Annotated in this window: 23 protein-coding genes (1 of these 23 only partly in view); 22 read left to right on the plus strand and 1 reads right to left on the minus strand. The window is 40.0% G+C overall.

All coding sequences use genetic code 11. The features are described 5' to 3' along the window. Positions 1-604: 604 nt before the first annotated feature. On the minus strand, positions 605-1,429 hold the full coding sequence (locus tag EEL30_06705; GenBank protein ID QDX92086.1) for a hypothetical protein: 825 nt from the start codon (positions 1,427-1,429) through the stop codon (positions 605-607). Between the two features lie 187 nt (positions 1,430-1,616). Here EEL30_06705 and EEL30_06710 point away from each other — a divergent pair, with 187 nt between their 5' ends. The 22 genes from EEL30_06710 to lysS all read left to right on the plus strand — a co-directional run. After that, a complete protein-coding gene (locus tag EEL30_06710; protein QDX92087.1) occupies positions 1,617-1,955 on the plus strand; it encodes a YolD-like family protein in 339 nt (112 codons plus the stop codon). Between the two features lie 195 nt (positions 1,956-2,150). Then, positions 2,151-2,351 (plus strand): hypothetical protein, encoded by a 201-nt coding sequence (locus tag EEL30_06715; GenBank protein QDX92088.1) that lies wholly within the window; start codon positions 2,151-2,153, stop codon positions 2,349-2,351. A gap of 162 nt (positions 2,352-2,513) precedes the next feature. Beyond that, positions 2,514-2,924 carry a hypothetical protein gene (locus EEL30_06720; GenBank protein ID QDX92089.1) on the plus strand — a complete coding sequence of 137 codons (411 nt, stop codon included), beginning with the start codon at positions 2,514-2,516 and terminating at the stop codon, positions 2,922-2,924. 155 nt (positions 2,925-3,079) lie between these two features. After that, positions 3,080-3,496, plus strand: a complete 417-nt coding sequence (locus EEL30_06725) for a hypothetical protein (GenBank protein QDX92090.1) — start codon at positions 3,080-3,082, stop codon at positions 3,494-3,496. Positions 3,497-3,528: 32 nt separating this feature from the next. Then, entirely contained in the window at positions 3,529-4,104 is a 576-nt protein-coding gene (locus EEL30_06730; GenBank protein ID QDX92091.1) for a hypothetical protein, read from the plus strand. A 75-nt stretch (positions 4,105-4,179) separates the two neighbouring features. After that, positions 4,180-4,539, plus strand: coding sequence for a hypothetical protein (locus tag EEL30_06735; GenBank protein QDX92092.1), 360 nt, complete (start codon positions 4,180-4,182; stop codon positions 4,537-4,539). Beyond that, positions 4,505-4,789, plus strand: coding sequence for a transposase (locus EEL30_06740; GenBank protein ID QDX92093.1), 285 nt, complete (start codon positions 4,505-4,507; stop codon positions 4,787-4,789). Before EEL30_06735 ends, EEL30_06740 begins: the two co-directional genes overlap by 35 nt. Before the next feature lie 761 nt (positions 4,790-5,550). Then, positions 5,551-6,489 carry an RNA polymerase sigma factor RpoD/SigA gene (locus EEL30_06745; GenBank protein QDX92094.1) on the plus strand — a complete coding sequence of 313 codons (939 nt, stop codon included), beginning with the start codon at positions 5,551-5,553 and terminating at the stop codon, positions 6,487-6,489. Between the two features lie 336 nt (positions 6,490-6,825). Next, complete coding sequence (locus tag EEL30_06750; GenBank protein QDX92095.1) at positions 6,826-7,143, plus strand: transcriptional regulator; 318 nt, start codon at positions 6,826-6,828, stop codon at positions 7,141-7,143. A 159-nt stretch (positions 7,144-7,302) separates the two neighbouring features. Then, complete coding sequence (gene hslO / locus EEL30_06755) at positions 7,303-8,181, plus strand: Hsp33 family molecular chaperone HslO (GenBank protein QDX92096.1); 879 nt, start codon at positions 7,303-7,305, stop codon at positions 8,179-8,181. Positions 8,182-8,301: 120 nt separating this feature from the next. Continuing rightward, positions 8,302-9,195 carry a peptidylprolyl isomerase gene (locus EEL30_06760; protein ID QDX92097.1) on the plus strand — a complete coding sequence of 298 codons (894 nt, stop codon included), beginning with the start codon at positions 8,302-8,304 and terminating at the stop codon, positions 9,193-9,195. Between the two features lie 77 nt (positions 9,196-9,272). Next, positions 9,273-10,205, plus strand: a complete 933-nt coding sequence (cysK, locus tag EEL30_06765; GenBank protein ID QDX92098.1) for a cysteine synthase A — start codon at positions 9,273-9,275, stop codon at positions 10,203-10,205. 271 nt (positions 10,206-10,476) lie between these two features. After that, complete coding sequence (gene pabB, locus EEL30_06770; protein ID QDX95692.1) at positions 10,477-11,955, plus strand: aminodeoxychorismate synthase component I; 1,479 nt, start codon at positions 10,477-10,479, stop codon at positions 11,953-11,955. After that, positions 11,952-12,542, plus strand: a complete 591-nt coding sequence (gene pabA, locus EEL30_06775) for an aminodeoxychorismate/anthranilate synthase component II (GenBank protein ID QDX92099.1) — start codon at positions 11,952-11,954, stop codon at positions 12,540-12,542. The genes pabB and pabA overlap by 4 nt, the downstream gene beginning before the upstream one ends. A gap of 169 nt (positions 12,543-12,711) precedes the next feature. Next, on the plus strand, positions 12,712-13,557 hold the full coding sequence (pabC, locus tag EEL30_06780) for a 4-amino-4-deoxychorismate lyase (protein QDX92100.1): 846 nt from the start codon (positions 12,712-12,714) through the stop codon (positions 13,555-13,557). A 42-nt stretch (positions 13,558-13,599) separates the two neighbouring features. Next, positions 13,600-14,463: a dihydropteroate synthase gene (gene folP / locus EEL30_06785; protein QDX92101.1), complete on the plus strand. Its 864-nt coding sequence runs from the start codon at positions 13,600-13,602 to the stop codon at positions 14,461-14,463. Continuing rightward, positions 14,456-14,821: a dihydroneopterin aldolase gene (gene folB, locus EEL30_06790; GenBank protein ID QDX92102.1), complete on the plus strand. Its 366-nt coding sequence runs from the start codon at positions 14,456-14,458 to the stop codon at positions 14,819-14,821. The genes folP and folB overlap by 8 nt, the downstream gene beginning before the upstream one ends. A gap of 1 nt (position 14,822) precedes the next feature. Continuing rightward, positions 14,823-15,353, plus strand: coding sequence for a 2-amino-4-hydroxy-6-hydroxymethyldihydropteridine diphosphokinase (gene folK / locus EEL30_06795; GenBank protein ID QDX92103.1), 531 nt, complete (start codon positions 14,823-14,825; stop codon positions 15,351-15,353). Further along, a complete protein-coding gene (locus EEL30_06800) occupies positions 15,305-15,526 on the plus strand; it encodes an XRE family transcriptional regulator (GenBank protein ID QDX92104.1) in 222 nt (73 codons plus the stop codon). Before folK ends, EEL30_06800 begins: the two co-directional genes overlap by 49 nt. Before the next feature lie 33 nt (positions 15,527-15,559). Next, positions 15,560-16,588 carry a tRNA dihydrouridine synthase DusB gene (gene dusB, locus EEL30_06805; protein QDX92105.1) on the plus strand — a complete coding sequence of 343 codons (1,029 nt, stop codon included), beginning with the start codon at positions 15,560-15,562 and terminating at the stop codon, positions 16,586-16,588. Positions 16,589-16,805: 217 nt separating this feature from the next. Next, the gene (greA, locus tag EEL30_06810; GenBank protein QDX92106.1) at positions 16,806-17,282 is read left to right on the plus strand and encodes a transcription elongation factor GreA; all 477 of its coding nucleotides are present in this window, start codon (positions 16,806-16,808) and stop codon (positions 17,280-17,282) included. Between the two features lie 92 nt (positions 17,283-17,374). Beyond that, positions 17,375-17,450 carry the 5' portion of a lysine--tRNA ligase gene (lysS, locus tag EEL30_06815; GenBank protein ID QDX92107.1) on the plus strand. 1,457 nt of this gene lie beyond the right edge of the window, so the window shows 76 of its 1,533 coding nt (coding positions 1-76); it begins with the start codon at positions 17,375-17,377; its stop codon lies beyond the right edge, outside the window.

Here is a 17,450-nt window from a genome sequence, read left to right on the forward strand (position 1 = left end):
ATAATAAGATACCACATTATTCCATAAATGTTTAAACATAATTTTCGTAGAGACTTGACAATCATCTTCGCAACCATTTCACCTATTTTCGTGTATTTTTGCAACCAAATTTACAAAAAGTCCTCCTGCTACATTTTAAGAAGGACCAAGTACAATCCTGATTATCCAAAGGATTGTGTTCCTACGTGGGCTACTTTGTAGGCGAGATGGAGCCTTTAATTATTTATATACGCAAAATCCCTCTAGGAAGCCCTAGAGGGATAATTTTATTTAAACAGCTTATTAATCACTTTACATATATCAGCTCTGTCGATCCGAAGGCTTGCGTTCCTACGTGGGTTATTTATGTAGATTCTCATCTATTTTTTCGTAAAAGAGTTACTAGTAAAGCTATAGTGAACGCTTGCGCGATTGCAAGTAATATAACCATAAGCTCAATAAAAGTACCTTTGATACTTCCGATAACTATAAACACTAAAAACATTATTGCCATCGTGAGTAGCCAGTATAGAAAAGCGCGTAATATCATAGAAGCCTCTCTCCTTAGATCAATAGTTTATAGTGTCTAACATTAGCGGAAAAGCTCGTAATAAGGTCAGAAAAATTAAAGCTCTGGATACTTAAACTCTATACCAAAATCCGCTACTTGAGTAGTTGTTGCAGGTTGAAGGGAAAGCCCCACGGGTCTATAAGAAACGGATACGGAACCACCTATAATTTTATGCCCATATTGGAATTTAATATTAATCGTTCCTCTTTCATTTTTATCAGCGTAAACATATTGAGAAATGTATCCAGAGTGTAGTTGTCTATTTCCCATTTGTAGGTCATATTCTGCTGCCACACCAATACCTGGGTCCCAATCAGATGCTTTTGAAGAATCTTCGCATTCCCATTTCTTTTTAAAAGCTGGTTTAGTACAGTAGCGATTTTCATGATCATCTGGTTTACCTTTTGAAGTCATAGGCAAAAAGAATTTGGATGTTACAGGGTATCCGATTGACATTTTATCAGTTAACGTCCACATCGGGGGTTCTGACCACTCGAAATAACCGTATAAATAGTATTTTCGATAACCACTTCTATCACTTTTGACTTCAAAAGCTTTTGCCTTTAACTCTATTTCGCTAAAATCATCTTCTTCATCCTTCTTTTTGGCCAATGATTTATTCATCTCAGATTGACCTTCATCAAATTTATGAATAACCGTTTTCGAACCAATTTTTTTAGCCCCTTGATCAATCAATGCTTGCAAGATGTGAGGAGGCATATCTTCCAGTTCTTCTTCATCTAAGCCAATGTCTGAAATAAGGGTTTCTCGTTCACTTTCTTTCAATTCTTTTTCAGGGTGAGTTGTTTCAGCGTAAGCGCTAAAACATAAACTCAAAGATAGAAACACAGTAAGAGCAGAAATCAGGATTCTTTTCATATTATTTCTCCTTTTCTTATATTAAGAATAGAATACTTATAATTGAAAATTATGTCAAATATTGAAATAATAGTTTATTGCATCTATTTTTGCTGGTCGATCTTTGAATACCATTTCTAACCATTGCATAATCTCCTCTTTATCTAATAAAATGGGAACGCACATTCGTATATAAGGAGATGTTTTTATGGCTAGCAAAATTCTTGATCCGCTTGTAACAAAATTCATCTTGCCAGAACACGCCGAGATGATACGTCAGCATCACGAGGATAAGAAACTGATCGAGAAACCCATCATTGAAGAGGATGAGCTAGCCGAGTTTTGCTACAGGATATCTGACTCACGTCAGTACGATTACGCCTTGACTATTAGCTGGTGGAAAGAGACAAAAGAGGGTAGAGGAGTAATTGAATCAGCGTGGGGATGGGTAGAGAAGTTTGATTCAACGTTTAAACAGATCAAGTTAAGGAATGATGAGGATTTTTGGTGGATACCTGTTGAGGATGTAGTGAAGGTAGATATGTAATTTATAATCAGGAAAGTCGTCTCCTTAAATTTAGGAAACGACTTTTTCTTTTGCAAACATTGCAAACCATTTTGCAAACCAACTTCAAGTTACGTAAAGGTACGTAAAGTACATAACGGTATCTAAAATATGTAAAAAGTGGCTTTTGATCTGACACCAAGGTACGTAAAGTACATAACGGGATGAAACAAAAAGATGTTTTTTATTTTTCTAGCTTGTGTAATGGTACTTGGTATCGGAGTATCGTCTTATGGTAACGAATTAAGTCCATCTGCCACGAATGCTTCTAAACGAATTGACGATTCTGTTTCTTCACTGAATTACGATACTGGTAATCAAGTAATTAGGTTTCAAATGCAAAATGGAACCTCATACTCTTCTGCACCACGTAATTAAAATGAATCACTTTATTTCGGCTTTACTTATTGTTTCAGCGGCAGGTATGATTTCTACTGCAATTTGGGTCATGCATCCTTTTGAAAAAATATCAGAAGGACATCACCAAAGAATTAAGCAAGCTACAGTTCTTACGTTTTATTAAATGGGTGGGTAAATAAGGTGATAAAACTAAAATTATTTCTTTTTTGCCTGTTGGCAATTTTCCTTTTATTTTCAATGACAGCTTCCTTGGAGCTGTTTAGTATTGAACACGCCTTGGCTAGAAGTATTTTTAGCGATGTCATGGATGATATGCGGGATATTGGATATTTGGATAGAGATGTAGAAAGATATTACAGTGAAAAGATGAATCAACTTGGATGGGAAGCGGTGGACGGTGATTATTTTCAAGGAAGTTTTCCAAGACAGATGAATCAGCGTGTATTAAAAGAGAAGCAGCAATTTATAGAACTACATTTGCAAATAAGGCCGTCCCGCGTAGCTAGATTGCTGAATAAGTATACAAGAGATGATTATTCTTTTGCTTTTTATAGTAGACAACCCTCCGAATATTTTGATGTTAGGTGGTAATGATGAGTAAACTTATTTCTATTTTGATCTTACTAGTTATCACATTACCGATGACGGTAAACGTATTATTTACGGGAACGGACAATGTATTGGGAACTAGCATTAGATTTTTTTCACGTCTTATAGAGATTGTCACTCATTTTGGGGTGAGATAAATGGGGCAACTAATAACTACCATATTATCGGTCATTCTCTTAGCATTTGTTCAAATTGGTGTTGTACAGGTGCATACTGTAATGCAGCTAAAAAATGAATTACTTGATTTAAGCTTTGCCACAACAAAATTTGTAAGCAACCGTGGAGGTAGAAGTGACACGGATGTTACTCAGGCTGTAAAGCGGTTTATAAAGGAAGAAGTAAATCACAAACCCTATAAGTTGAAAGATACAGATATTAGGTTTTTAATTAAGAGAAGTCATGCTCAGGATCGGGTTTTATGGAGTCATGCTGATGAATTTACTTTACAAATGGAATTGCCTGCTCCTGTTCTATCAAAGCTATTTCCTTTTTATCAGCATAGCATTTATTCACAACGACAAGGAACAATTAACGTAATGGATTATGATCTATAGGGGGGAAGCATACGGGAATTAAATTACTAATGATGTCAACGCTACTCCTCTTTCTGTTTTTTGGTCTAGTTGTAGTCGATACAGATATCATCATGCAAAAAAAGCAAGAGATGAAGTCATTGCTTGAATTAGGTAATCATAATGCTTCCTTTGCTGTTCATAAGGAACTAAAAACAGAAGGAATTATTGATTTAATTGAAACAGAAGCCTTTATTCGGTTTGGAGAAAGTATGAAAGAGAATGGAGATTATGTTGTAAGACCAGTAGAGTTACAACCAGGGAAATCTTCTGTTACTTCACAATCTTTGGCTATGTATACACTCTATATTGACTTTGAACAGTGGCATAGAAATCATAAACTAGAGTTGCAATATCGCGATAAAAAGCTGTTTGTTAAAAGCATAGTAGCATCACGGGAGAGAGAAGTAACCGGTGGAAAATTACTAGTAACCGTTTTTGATCAAGCAGGTAAGCCGAATACTCTAGCTCCAAAGAAAATGGTCGGACCATCAAGAATTGTTGTCGTTTATGCTTCTGAACCTTCCATTCTTCCTTTTCAACCACCGCATGAGTTCCCTGTCATCAGTGTGGAAGAATTAAAATGGTGAGTGTAAGGTGGTTTAAACATCAAGGGATTAAAGATTAACAAAAAATGTAGGATAGATTGATAGCTAGTTAATCTAGTGGAAACAGATGTACAACAATTGCCGAAAACGAACAAAGAAGTCGGGATTGACGTTGGACTTAAAGATTTCGCAATTCTATCCAATGGAGAAGTATTTAAAAATCCAAAATTCCTGCGGAATATGGAACAAAAACTAATTCGTGAACAACGCATCCTTTCCAGACGTGTGAAAGGTTCCTCAAATTGGAATAAGCAACGGATTAAGGTTTCTCGAATCCATGAACGGATTGCAAATGCACGAACAGACTATTTGCAAAAGATTTCAACGCATATTGTCAAAAACCACGACATCATTGCGATTGAAGATTTGCAGGTATCAAACATTGATGAAGAATCACAAGTTAGCCAAAGCCATTAGCGAAGTGTCTTGGTATCAGTTCAGAACCATGCTTGAATACAAAGCATCCTGGTATGGTCGCACTGTCGTTGCAGTAGGAAAAACATTTGCTTCCTCTCAGATTTGTTCGTGCTGTGGATACCAAAACAAAGAGGTTAAAAACCTGAATTTGCGTAAATGGACGTGCCCAAGTTGCCACAGCGAATGGGACAGAGACGTAAACGCAAGTTTGAACATTCTTGCCGAAGGCAAAAGACTATTGACTGCATAATCGCATTAACCACAGGAACTGTGGGGATCGCCTAATCAATTAGAAACCGTTAGGTTTCCGTACTTAGGAATCTCATGGCTTCAGCCGTGAGAGGTTCAAGTGACACCTCTTTTTACAGATTTACCCTCGTAAAGAATAAATCTATATTTAAATAAACCCAGAAAAGGCTCAAAAGCCAATCCTCATCCCCAAAAAACTTAACTAGCCTCTCAAAAATGCTGGATAAGGATATAGACGAGGCAACTATAACTTTCTTACACTTTTTTGTTCCTTTACAAAAATTATTTTCCACTATTTTTACACTTATTTTTTATCCATATTTTACATATAAGAAGAAATGCAACTTTTTAGGTGTATATAGAGTCAATACTAGTAGCGGGTTATTTCAAAATGTTTTTAACTACAGGGCTAATACAAGGTAAAACTGGTGTATACTGATAAGAAGAGGATCAGTTCGTAGGTAAAAATGCACTGGTACTTTGCGCCCGTGCTAATGATTCGCTAAAAACATTTTCGGTAAATAGTATTGTGACTGTTATCTGTTACGTACAGTAATATTAGAATTAGTACGTAATATGTATCAAGCAATGGTATAGCATAATTAAGGGAATAATAACTATATGTAAAAAGTTCTAGTTCTTTTAAAAATTATGTTCACCTTTTGCCTGATATTCTGTTAACATAAGGGTTATAGAATATGTATTAATGTGTCAACAGGAGATAACTGAATATTTCTATTTCCGATGAAGTGAGGGTTGCACATGACCATGAGTCACACCTCTTTCCAAGATTGTGCACGGCGTTGGCGTGAAGTCGAGAACGAATTGTCGATTGTTGTTCCTAAATCTTTACGGTCAGATACTTCCGCGTTATTGTTTTTGGAGGGCGTAGCAGCAACATCTATGTTGGATAAAGATGAAGAAATGCAATATTTGATTCGGTATCAGCGTGATGGTGATTTAGAAGCTCGCGAGGTTTTAGTACGTGCTTATCTTCGTTATGTCGTAAACACTGCACTTCGTCATTTAAAAAAGGGAATGCCGTTCCTTGATCTCATTCAGGAAGGAACAATTGGGTTATTTACTGCAATAGAAAAATTTGATATTACTAGAGGCGTCCGTTTATATCATTATTCGCATTGGTGGATTTCACAAGCCATCACACGTGCTATCAGTGACAAAGGTCGTCTCATTCGTATACCGGTACACATGCATGAGCAAATTCGTCTCTATCAAAAAAAAGTGATGCAATTAGCCCATTTGCTAAATCGCAATCCAGAACGCCATGAGATTGCAAGCTATTTAAAAATTCCTTTAGAGAAAATGGATACCATCGAGTATGCTCTCCGCATAAAAATGGAATCAATCGATGAGCAACCAGTCGTACTCCACATGGAAGATGACGAAGAATTGCTAAGCTACGCCGAAATTGTTGATGACAAAGAGAACTCTTTAGAGGACTGGATTGAACGAGTCGATCTAAGGGACCAGGTCTTTGATGCTTTATCTGTATTAAGTCCACGTTCGCAAGAAATCATAGCGATGCGTTTCGGGCTGTACGATGATCAGGTTTATACATTGGAGGAAGTAGGAAAGATGTTTGGTCTTACTCGCGAGCGTATACGTCAAATTGAAGCGACCACGATTGAACGATTGCGTAAACAGAAGTGCTCGCGCAACTTGATGGAATACCTCTCCTAAAGTATGTAAAAAGAAGATAAGTCATTCATTGTCCCCATAATTGGAGGTCAAAGGAGCTACATGCTAAGAAGCATGATCATGCTCCTTTTTATTGTCTATTTGTCTTAAGCTTATATAATTTGCTTATATCTTAAATTAAAAGAAAATTCAAATTATTTTACTTTGTCACCTTTAACGGTTTGTCTGTTGAAAGGAAGGCCTTATACTATTCATGTAAGTAGTGCCCCATTTTTTTAGTGGAAAGCGGGGAAACTACACTTTAAAATGAACCTCCACTTCTGAAAACTTATTTTTGTCAAGTAGCTATGGTAAAATAACTATAAGGGAGTGATAAAGATGAGTGATCACCAATTGTGTCCAAAGCTGGAGACCGCTTTTGAATTGTTGGGGAAACGCTGGACGGGATTAATTATTTGTGTGTTGATGACCGGGCCTAAGCGCTTTAAAGATATATCTGAAGTCATACCTGGTATGAGTGATCGGATGTTGGCGGAAAGATTTAAGGAGTTAGAACTAGCTGGCGTTTTGACACGGAATGTTTATCCAGAAACCCCTGTACGTATTGAATACGAGTTAACAGACAAAGGCAGAGGTTTAAAAACCGTTATGGATGCTGTGCAAACTTGGGCCGAATCATGGGTACATTCTAAATAGGACTGACTGGAGGACTCCTGCCTCATACGCGGGAGTTTTGTTGTGTATGAATGGTTAATTTAATGACTAGAGATTCCGTAAGACAAAGGGAATGGGCACTGAGCACACTAGGCAAAAATGAAACAGAAAGAAAAAGAAAGACATACAAGGAGGACGCGTATGAGCGACTATTTGGTAAGAGCAACAGGTTTTAATGGTAACGTTCGGGCATTTGCTGCGCGCACAACGGGAATTGTAGAGGACATTAGAAACCGTCATGAGATGTTGAATACTGCTAGCGCAGCTTTAGGGCGCACGCTTACAGTAACTGCTATGATGGGAGCCATGCTTAAAGGGGAAGAACGCATTTCAGTCAAGATTAATGGCGGAGGTCCGATTGGTAGTATTTTAGCGGAGGCTAATGCTCATGGTGAAGTACGTGCGTATGTAACAAATCCGCAAGTTCATTTCGAGTTAAATGAACTTGGTAAACTTGATGTTCGCCGTGCGGTAGGTACAGATGGATTTTTACATGTAACGAAAGACTTAGGTCTTCGTGAACCGTACCAAGGTAGTGTACCGATTGTATCTGGTGAAATTGGTGAAGATTTTAGTTATTATTTTGTAGTATCAGAACAAACTCCTTCAGCTGTTGCTGTAGGCGTATTGGTCAATCCTGAGGATCATTCCATTTTTGGCTCAGGTGGATTTATTCTGCAATTACTCCCAGGTACGCCTGAAGAAGATATTGCGAAAATTGAAGAGAAAATTAGTCAATTGCCGCAGGTATCACGATTAATTGCAGAAGGAATTACACCAGAGGAATTGATTGCTAGGGTCTTGGATAACCCTACTATTCATAGCAAGCTCGATCTTACCTTTAATTGCGGATGTTCGGCTGAAAAAGTGAGCAGTACATTAGCGAGCTTAGGTAAAGCTGAATTAAGGAGCATGCAAAAGGAAGAAGGCGGGGCAGAGGTCCACTGCCATTTCTGTAATGAACTTTACCAGTTTGATCAGAACGATTTGCAGGAAATCATTAATGATTTGGATAAATAAAGAATAAGAGACAAAACGGTGGAGACTGGAGCATGAGATATGTGCGATTGCTAACGACACGTCATCTACCGTTTTTTTCTTGCCCTATTTATATAGAATTTAATGAATGGAGAGAAATGGATGCGTAATGTTCGGTTTTTGTGGAGCTTGATTGGTGCGCTCATCTTGTTGCTAGCTGTCGTATCAGGTGCTTGGTACAAAGGGGCAGGTCTAGCAGCAGTCGCCAAGGTGGGGGACGAAACCGTTACAGAGCAAGCACTAATCACACAATTAAAAGAGCGCTATGGAAAGCAAATGTTGGATCGTATGATCGATCATCAACTAGTGTTCCAAGAGGCAAATCGTCTACATATCACTGTTTCTGATCAGCGAGTACAGGAAGAGATTCAAAGGATAAAAGGTCACTTCCCACATGAGGGTGATATGCCGAGTGAGGTGCAGGATCGACTAGGACAAACCCCAGTTCAAATGGAACAGGAAGTCCGATATCAGTTACTGTTGAAAAAGCTGGCTACGCAGAATGTGAAAATCAGTGATGAAGAGCTACGTGCATATTTTCAGCAACATCAAACGGATTATATTCAACCAACGACGGTACATCTCTATCGATTGTTAGTGAAAACAGAAGCAGAAGCCCAAAGCTTATTTCAGGAATTATCTAAGGGCGGTGATTTTATCTCGTTAGCTAAAGAACGCTCTGTAGATGCTCAAACGGCTACAAATGGCGGGGACATGGGAATAATCATATTAAAGGATGATTCGTTAACAGAAAATGAGCAATTCGCTATTCAAGATATGAAGATAAATGAAGTATCCGCTCCTATTCCGGTTGAAGATGGCTACGTTCTATTGCGTATAACTGAACGCAAGGAAGAGATGATTCCAACCTTTGAGCAGTCAAAGGAAAAAGTGTTTGAGGATATGGCTATTGCTAAAGCAGAATCATTTGATGAAATTTTAAATCGTCTACGCAAAACCACAAATGTTGAAGTGAAAGACCTAACATATCGTTGACGCTAATGAATATGATTTGTTATAATACCTACAAAACCTAGCAAATTACTCGGTAATTATTTGAGGGGGACAAAAACATGCGGGTTGCACAATCTATTACAGAACTGATTGGAAATACGCCATTAGTCAAACTCAATCGTGTCGTAACGGAAGACATGGCTGATATCTATTTGAAGTTGGAGTTCTTTAACCCGGGAAGTAGTGTAAAAGATCGTATTGCACTTTCTATGATAGAAACAGCCGAAGCTGAAGGTAAATTGAAGCTTGGCGATACCATTATTGAACCAACCAGCGGGAATACAGGGATCGGATTAGCAATGGTTGCTGCGGCAAAGGGATATCGTGCTATTCTGGTCATGCCAGATACAATGAGTATAGAAAGACGTAATTTGCTACGTGCATATGGAGCGGAACTAATCTTGACCCCAGGATCGGAAGGAATGGGTGGAGCGATTCGTAAAGCAGAAGAACTTGCTCGCGAGAATCCAGACTATTTCATCCCACAACAATTTAATAATGTAGCTAATCCTCAGATACATCGCGAAACTACAGCAAAAGAGTTGCTTGAGCAAGGAAAAGAGATCGGCGGCATTGATGCCTTTGTTGCTGGTATTGGTACAGGTGGCACCATTACAGGTGTGGGCCAAGTGTTAAAAGAGGAATACCCAGAGGTACAAATTTATGCGGTAGAACCTCAATCCTCCCCTGTCTTGTCTGGTGGGAAGCCAGGACCTCACAAGATTCAAGGAATTGGTGCTGGATTCGTGCCCGAAATCTTAGATACGTCTATCTATGATGAGATTCTTCTTATTGAAAATGAAGCGGCTTTTGAAACAGCGCGTCGTGTTGCTAAAGAAGAAGGGATCTTAGGTGGGATTTCTTCTGGTGCAGCAATTGCGGCGGCTCTGGATGTAGCAAGTCGTTTAGGTAAAGGTAAAAACGTGATTGTTATTATTCCAAGTAATGGAGAGCGTTATTTGTCTACGCCACTTTACCATTTTGAAGATTAGGATTAACTTGGCCTTTTACAGGTAAATAATCGAATGGAAGTGGCTCAGCTCGATGCTGGAGCCACTTCTTTTTGTGTGGAAAAAATAACTTATAAAAACGAGAAGTGCAAGCATATTTCCTATGTTATATTACAAAGGATAAGCGTTAGAGATCGGTGGGAGTGTGAAAAATGTGATATTTCCTTCATATAATGAACTAATACAAATCGGTAAAGGATACAAACGTATTCCTGTTGCTTATAAAATCGAATGGGAAGACAAACTAGACCCTATGGACTGCTTATTAGCGCTACGACCTATTTGTCCAGATGTAGCTTTATTGGAAAGTGGACGGACAGGAAGATACAGCTACTTGGCTTTCAATCCCTTTTTACGCCTCAGTAGTAAGCGCGGACAAATTTTGCTTGAATATATGCGAGATCATACCGTTACTCATGTGGAAAAGGCGAAAACGCATAATCCGCTTGCCTTTTTGCGTCAGATAATGAGTGATTATTCAGCACCTCGTCTGGAACAGTTACCGGACTTTGCTGGGGGAGCAGTCGGTTATCTAAGCTATGAGATGAATCAATATTTTGAACCAACCTTACAGAAGCTTCCAAATGATGACTTACAGCTACCAGATCTGTATGTTATGATATACGAAGACATGATTGCTTTTGACCAAATGACTCGTGAGTGTGTGTTGCTGACGCATGTTTCCTCAGCCGCTAGTCAGGAGGAATATGATGTGGCCTGTCAGCATCTGTTTATGTGGGAACGTACCTTGAAGGAACGGGTTGATGCTCTACAGATGGATGATCTACATCTAGAACAGAAGCGCATACCGCATGCCCAGCTAGATTGGGAAGAGTTGCGAAAAAATCCTCTGAAACAGACTACACCTATTGCCGTGTCCTTTGAACAACAGGAATTTGAAGAAGCGGTTCGTCGCATTCAACAGTATATCTCGGCAGGAGACGTGTTTCAGGTGAACTTGTCTGTGCGTCAGAGTGCCCCGCTTAATGTAACAGCGGAGCAGGTGTATGCGACGTTACGCAAATTGAATCCATCCCCATATATGGGGTACCTACCGTTTCCAGAATTCCAGATCGTATCGGGTTCGCCTGAGCTTCTTATTAAAGTTCAAGATGGACAAGTAAGCACACGCCCTATTGCTGGTACACGTCCACGTGGTAAAGATGCAGCAGAGGATGAAGCGTTAGCAAATGAGCTTTTAGCAAATGAGAAGGAACGAGCAGAACATGTGATGCTGGTTGATTTGGAACGCAATGACATGGGGCGTGTCTGTCAGTATGGTAGCGTGGAGGTTAGTGAATTCATGGTAGTGGAGAAATACTCCCATGTCATGCACATCGTCTCCCACGTCACAGGTAAACTAGCAGAAGATAAAGATGCCTACGATGCGGTAGAAGCAGCATTTCCAGGTGGAACCATTACGGGAGCTCCTAAAGTACGCACCATGGAAATCATTGAAGAACTGGAAAAGGTAAGACGAGGAGTTTATACGGGATCAGTTGGTTGGTTTGGCTTTAATGGAGACGTGGAAATGAACATCGCTATCCGCACGATGGTGGTTAAAGATCAAGTAGGCCATATTCAGGCTGGTGCAGGTATCGTTATTGATTCTAAGCCAGAAGCGGAATACTACGAGTCGTTGAAAAAGGCAGAGGCCTTGTGGAAAGCAGTTGAGCTGAGTGAAGAATTCGAGAATGAGAGGCTGAAGAGCCGAGAGGAGAGCCGAGTATGATCATTATGATTGATAACTATGATTCCTTTACGTACAATTTAGTGCAATATGTCGGAGAGCTGGGTGAGGAGTTACGAGTATTTCGTAACGATAAAATCACGCTGAAGGAAATCGAGAACATGAAACCAGACTACTTGATGATTTCTCCAGGACCTTGCACACCGAATGAAGCTGGAATTAGCATGGATGTTATCCGTTATTTTGCTGGTAAGGTTCCTATTTTGGGCGTATGCCTAGGACATCAATCAATTGGTCAGGTGTTTGGTGGAAAAATTGTTCGAGCAGAGAGACTTATGCACGGAAAAACATCGGAGGTATTGCATGATGGTAAAACCATTTTTGCAGGTATACCCTCCCCATTCCAAGCTGCTCGTTATCATTCGTTACTGATCCAAGAAGAATCGATTCCAGAAGAACTGGAGATTACAGCAAGAACACCTGAAGGGGAGATCATGGCGATTCGTCATAGAGAGCTTCCTATCGAAGGTGTTCAATTCCATCCTGAATCGATTATTACCCAATATGGAAAACAAATGTTGAAGAACTTTTTGACGGCTTATGCCAAAGAGATTCAACCTATCAAATAATGAAACATGACCTCAGAGCCACTTGCAAAATTGTTGCAGGTGGCTTTTTATGAAGCAAAATAAACCAAAATCACAGCAAGAAAGTTTCGAGGAAAGTTTTAGTTATGATACTATGATTTTATGTGTTGTAGAAGTGAGATAAACATGTTGTACCTAGGAGATAAAGCAGATGTGGGTGTTTGTAAATGATCAGATCGTACCTGCTGAACAAGCAGTAGTTTCAGCCATGGATCATGGTTTTTTATATGGTATTGGTTTATTCGAGACTATTCGGATTTATCAAGGAAAGCCATTTTTTTGGGACGAGCATATGTTGCGTCTGGAACAAGGAATGACTGCTCTACGTATTCGCCAAAAGTGGGATCGGAGCGAGATACACCGTGCTGTGCTGGCTACTCTAGAGAAGAATAGATTATTGGATGCTTATGTACGGATTAGTATTACCGGGGGAGCTGAAGGGATTGGCTTGCATAGTGGGGTATATGAGCAACCATCGCTTTATATTTTTGTGAAGTCAGTAAACCCCATCGAGCAGCCACCTGTTACAAAAAGGCTGAAAGTGATCTCCTTTCCGAGGCAGACTCAGGAAGGACACCAGCGGTTTAAATCTCACAATTACCTGAACAGCTCCTTGGGCAAACAAGAAGTAGGGAAGACAACTGATATAGAAGGTCTATTTCTGACAAAGGAAGGCCATATCTGTGAAGGGGTCGTAAGTAATATTTTTTGGGTGAAGGATAAAACAGTGATCACGCCTTCCGTTGATACCGGTCTGCTAGCAGGAATTACCCGTGATGCTGTCATTACTATATCCCATGAATGTGGTTTTACCGTGGAGGAAGGTTTTTATCCACTTGAGGATTTACTTTTAGCAGATGAAATATTCGTAACTAACTCCATTCAAGAGATTGTTCCGGTGTCGACTGTAGAAAATACGGAAATTCCGTACGTTTATGGAAAGGTGACACGGGAGTTGCATGAGGCCTACAGGCGACTGGTAGAATTGTCCAACTGATTATGTTATGCTTTCCACATTATAATAAGGAGTTCGAAAAAGATGAAGCATGATCAAGAGCATTCTCTGACTACATTCACATCATTGTTATGTGGTACATATAGTCTTCCGTTACACGAAAGAACATTAATTATGGGAATTCTTAACGTCACTCCTGACTCTTTTTCGGATGGAGGACGCTACAATCAACTGGATGAAGCTATGCGCCATGCTGAGAAGCTTGTGAAGGATGGAGCGGATATCATCGATGTAGGGGGAGAGTCGACACGGCCAGGTTTCCAGCTTGTTAGTGCGGAACAAGAATTAGAACGAGTTATTCCCATTATCGAGCGCCTCTCCCGCGATATAGATGTACCTATCTCTGTTGACACATATAAAGCTCGCGTTGCTGATGAGGCGTTACGGGCAGGGGCTCATATCATTAATGATGTCTGGGGAGCTAAAAAAGACCCAGAGATGGCCGCTGTAGCTGCCAAATGGAACGTGCCTATTATCTTGATGCACAATCGTGAGCAGATGGGGTACGAGGATTTCTTCCCTGATTATATAAGGGATATAGAAGAGTCTATTCGGCTAGCGTTAACGGCAGGCGTTTCAGAAGAGAAGATCGTGCTGGACCCAGGTATTGGTTTTGCTAAAACATTACAACAAAATTTGGAGACCATGCGTCGATTGGACGATTTGGTGGCTCTTGGCTACCCTGTTTTACTAGGAACCTCACGAAAATCCATGATCGGTAAGGTGCTCGACCTACCTGTGGAAGAACGTTTAGAGGGTACAATTGCTACGGTAGCGCTAGGCATTGAAAAAGGCTGTCATATCATGCGTGTGCACGATGTTAAAGCCATAAAACGAACAGCAATGATGATGGATGCTATGAAAAAAGGGGCACGTTACGATGGATAAAATCTATTTTAATGGTATGGCTTTTTATGGTTATCATGGGGTTTTTCAAGAGGAGGCCAAGCTTGGACAAAGGTTCTATGTTGATTTGGAGCTATCGCTTGATTTACAAAAGGCCGCTGAAACGGATCAGCTAGAGTATACCGTTAATTATGCCGATATCTACGAAAGAGTAAAGGCTATCGTGGAAGGGGAGCGTTATCAGTTAGTTGAAAAATTGACAGCGCGGATTTGTGATGGTTTGTTGAGTGAGTTTCCTTTAGATGAAGTCAAAGCAAAAGTAACAAAACCAGATCCTCCTATTGCTGGACATTATCAATCAGTTGCAATCGAGATGATCAGAAAGAAAGGAAGTAACTAGCATGAGCAATCTTACAGAAGCATATATTGCCCTTGGATCTAATCAGGGAGAGCGAGAAGCTATGCTCAAAGATGCCATTGCTGAGTTGCATGCACATCCTTCGATTCAGGTATCTCGTCTTTCTTCTGTATATGAGACAGATCCAGTGGGTTATACCGATCAGCCCGCCTTTTTAAACATGGTGATTCATATTAAGACAAGCTTGTCATCCCTAGAGTTGTTGGAGACGGCCTTATCGATTGAGCAAAAACTAGGGAGAGTCCGCCATGAACGGTGGGGACCACGAATTATTGATATTGATCTATTGCTTTTTGGAGAAGAACAAATGAAATTACCGAACTTGATCATTCCTCATCCAGAGATGGTTCATCGTGCTTTTGTGCTCATTCCTCTTCAAGAGGTGTGGCAAGGAGTTATACCGGGAACAGATTTGACCATAGAAGAAGCAATCCATCATTGTATAGAAACGCAGGGGGTACAGGTATGGGGGACATTAGATTGGGGAGCCGAATCAGAGCGTTCCGCAAATTAAAAGGCTTTACACAACAGGATTTAGCCAGTGAAATGGGTGTATCATTGTCATTTGTGGGTACTCTGGAGAGAGGGACAAAATCACCGACCGAACTGGTGTTACGAAAGATAGCCAACACTTTACAAGTTGAATATGAGGAATTATGTGCTATAAATAAAGGAAATGAAAAGTAAAGCAGAGTTCCTTCGCTTAAGGAGGTTTTATATATGAAAATCGGAAACATAGAATTAAAAAATAATGTCGTCCTAGCACCAATGGCAGGGGTGTGTAATCCTGCTTTTCGTTTGATTGCTAAGGAATTTGGTACTGGTCTAGTTTGTGCTGAGATGGTTAGCGATAAGGCGATTATGCATGGTAACAAAAAAACGTTAGATATGTTATACGTAGATGATCGTGAAAAACCGTTGAGTCTTCAAATTTTTGGCGGAGATAAGGAGACGTTGGTGGGAGCAGCTCGATATGTTGACCAAAACACCAATGCTGATATTATCGATATTAACATGGGATGTCCTGTGCCGAAGATTGTTACTTGCGATGCAGGGGCTCGTTTGTTACTAGACCCGGAAAAAATTTATGAAGTGGTGTCAGCAGTAGTAGATGCTGTGGACAAACCGGTAACAGTTAAAATGCGGTTAGGTTGGGACGAGGAACATTTATACGTGTTAGATAATGCGCAAGCGGTAGAGCGTGCTGGTGGTAAAGCTGTTTCTGTTCATGCTCGTACTCGTGTTCAGATGTACAAGGGTCAGGCAGATTGGGAATGGATTCGCCGAGTAAAAGAGGTAGTTAACATTCCTGTAATCGGAAATGGTGACGTATCATCACCAGAAGATGCAAAAAGAATGTTGGATATGACAGGCTGCGATGGGGTCATGATTGGCCGTGCGGCTCTAGGAAATCCTTGGATGTTATATCGTACGATTCAATATTTAACTACAGGTGAACTACTGGGTGAACCAACTGCTCGTGATAAGGTAAATATCTGCTTGTTACATGCTCAACGTTTAGTTGCATTAAAAGGACCAAGAGTTGGAATACTGGAGATGCGCAAACACGCTGCATGGTACTTGAAAGGGTTAAAAGGAGCAACTCAGACTAAAAACCTGATAAACTCTGTTGAAACAGAAGAAGAATTACATCGCCTGTTACATGAGTACGTTGATTGGGTGGAAAGCGGAGTATTTGACGATGTGGAGATGGAAAAAGAAGGGGCTGTAAAAATCTCTGCCTTATAATGGAAATCAAACATTGACAACGTATTTCTCATATCCTATAATTCATCGTATTATGTACTTGAAGCTGCCAGATCATGATCTGGCAGCTTTCCCTATGACCCACTGTATTGCAAAAAGAAAACGATTACCCCTAGTATAATAAGTGGGTGATCTACATATAATCCTGTGTACTTTTTTGATAGCGGGATTAAAAATTGATAAACGGGGGAATACGAAGATGTCTGAAAAAGAAGTCATCCTTACACCTGAAGGCCTTGCGAAACTTGAGCAAGAATTAGAAGATTTGAAAACTGTAAAACGTAAAGAAGTAGCTGCTCGTATTAAAGAAGCAATTAGCTTTGGAGATATTAGTGAAAACTCTGAGTATGAAGAAGCTAAAAATGAGCAGGCGTTCATTGAAGGGCGCATTCTAACGCTAGAAAAAATGTTGCGTAACGCACGTATTATTACAAACGAGGATGTTGATACCAATGTGGTAAGTGTTGGTTCGACTGTTCGTCTAAAAGATCTTGAATTTGGTGACATAGTAGACTACACTATCGTTGGTTCTGCTGAATCCGATCCATTAAACAATAAAATCTCGAATGAATCTCCTGTTGGTCAAGCCTTGCTTGGAAAAGCAAAAGGATCTACAGTAGATGTAAACGTTCCAGCGGGCGTTATTCAATACGAAGTTCTTGAAATTAATCGATAAGCTCGCGTTAATGGCGTACCAATCTTTAGATGGTACGCCCTAGTCCTATTCAACGGGCTTTAACAGAGCGTTCTGTTAGGAGTGAAGAGGGAATGGCAAGAGAAGAAGACCTACAACAAGAGCAAGGAACTGAGCAACAAGAAGAGCTACACGAATTGCTACAAGTTC

It is taken from the genome of Brevibacillus laterosporus (assembly GCA_007833815.1).
Classification (GTDB): Bacteria; Bacillota; Bacilli; order Brevibacillales; family Brevibacillaceae; genus Brevibacillus_B; species Brevibacillus_B laterosporus_D.

Coding starts and splice junctions, on each gene's coding strand:
- dusB (QDX92105.1), top strand. CDS start 15,560: ATGAAAATCGGAAACATAGAATTAAAAAATAATGTCGTCCTAGCACCA.
- EEL30_06750 (QDX92095.1), top strand. CDS start 6,826: ATGAGTGATCACCAATTGTGTCCAAAGCTGGAGACCGCTTTTGAATTG.
- EEL30_06730 (QDX92091.1), top strand. CDS start 3,529: ATGTCAACGCTACTCCTCTTTCTGTTTTTTGGTCTAGTTGTAGTCGAT.
- EEL30_06710 (QDX92087.1), top strand. CDS start 1,617: ATGGCTAGCAAAATTCTTGATCCGCTTGTAACAAAATTCATCTTGCCA.
- pabB (QDX95692.1), top strand. CDS start 10,477: ATGGACTGCTTATTAGCGCTACGACCTATTTGTCCAGATGTAGCTTTA.
- folB (QDX92102.1), top strand. CDS start 14,456: ATGGATAAAATCTATTTTAATGGTATGGCTTTTTATGGTTATCATGGG.
- EEL30_06745 (QDX92094.1), top strand. CDS start 5,551: ATGACCATGAGTCACACCTCTTTCCAAGATTGTGCACGGCGTTGGCGT.
- cysK (QDX92098.1), top strand. CDS start 9,273: ATGCGGGTTGCACAATCTATTACAGAACTGATTGGAAATACGCCATTA.
- EEL30_06760 (QDX92097.1), top strand. CDS start 8,302: ATGCGTAATGTTCGGTTTTTGTGGAGCTTGATTGGTGCGCTCATCTTG.
- hslO (QDX92096.1), top strand. CDS start 7,303: ATGAGCGACTATTTGGTAAGAGCAACAGGTTTTAATGGTAACGTTCGG.
- folK (QDX92103.1), top strand. CDS start 14,823: ATGAGCAATCTTACAGAAGCATATATTGCCCTTGGATCTAATCAGGGA.
- EEL30_06800 (QDX92104.1), top strand. CDS start 15,305: ATGGGGGACATTAGATTGGGGAGCCGAATCAGAGCGTTCCGCAAATTA.
- pabC (QDX92100.1), top strand. CDS start 12,712: ATGTGGGTGTTTGTAAATGATCAGATCGTACCTGCTGAACAAGCAGTA.
- EEL30_06725 (QDX92090.1), top strand. CDS start 3,080: ATGGGGCAACTAATAACTACCATATTATCGGTCATTCTCTTAGCATTT.
- EEL30_06715 (QDX92088.1), top strand. CDS start 2,151: ATGTTTTTTATTTTTCTAGCTTGTGTAATGGTACTTGGTATCGGAGTA.
- EEL30_06705 (QDX92086.1), bottom strand. CDS start 1,429: ATGAAAAGAATCCTGATTTCTGCTCTTACTGTGTTTCTATCTTTGAGT.
- folP (QDX92101.1), top strand. CDS start 13,600: ATGAAGCATGATCAAGAGCATTCTCTGACTACATTCACATCATTGTTA.
- greA (QDX92106.1), top strand. CDS start 16,806: ATGTCTGAAAAAGAAGTCATCCTTACACCTGAAGGCCTTGCGAAACTT.
- pabA (QDX92099.1), top strand. CDS start 11,952: ATGATCATTATGATTGATAACTATGATTCCTTTACGTACAATTTAGTG.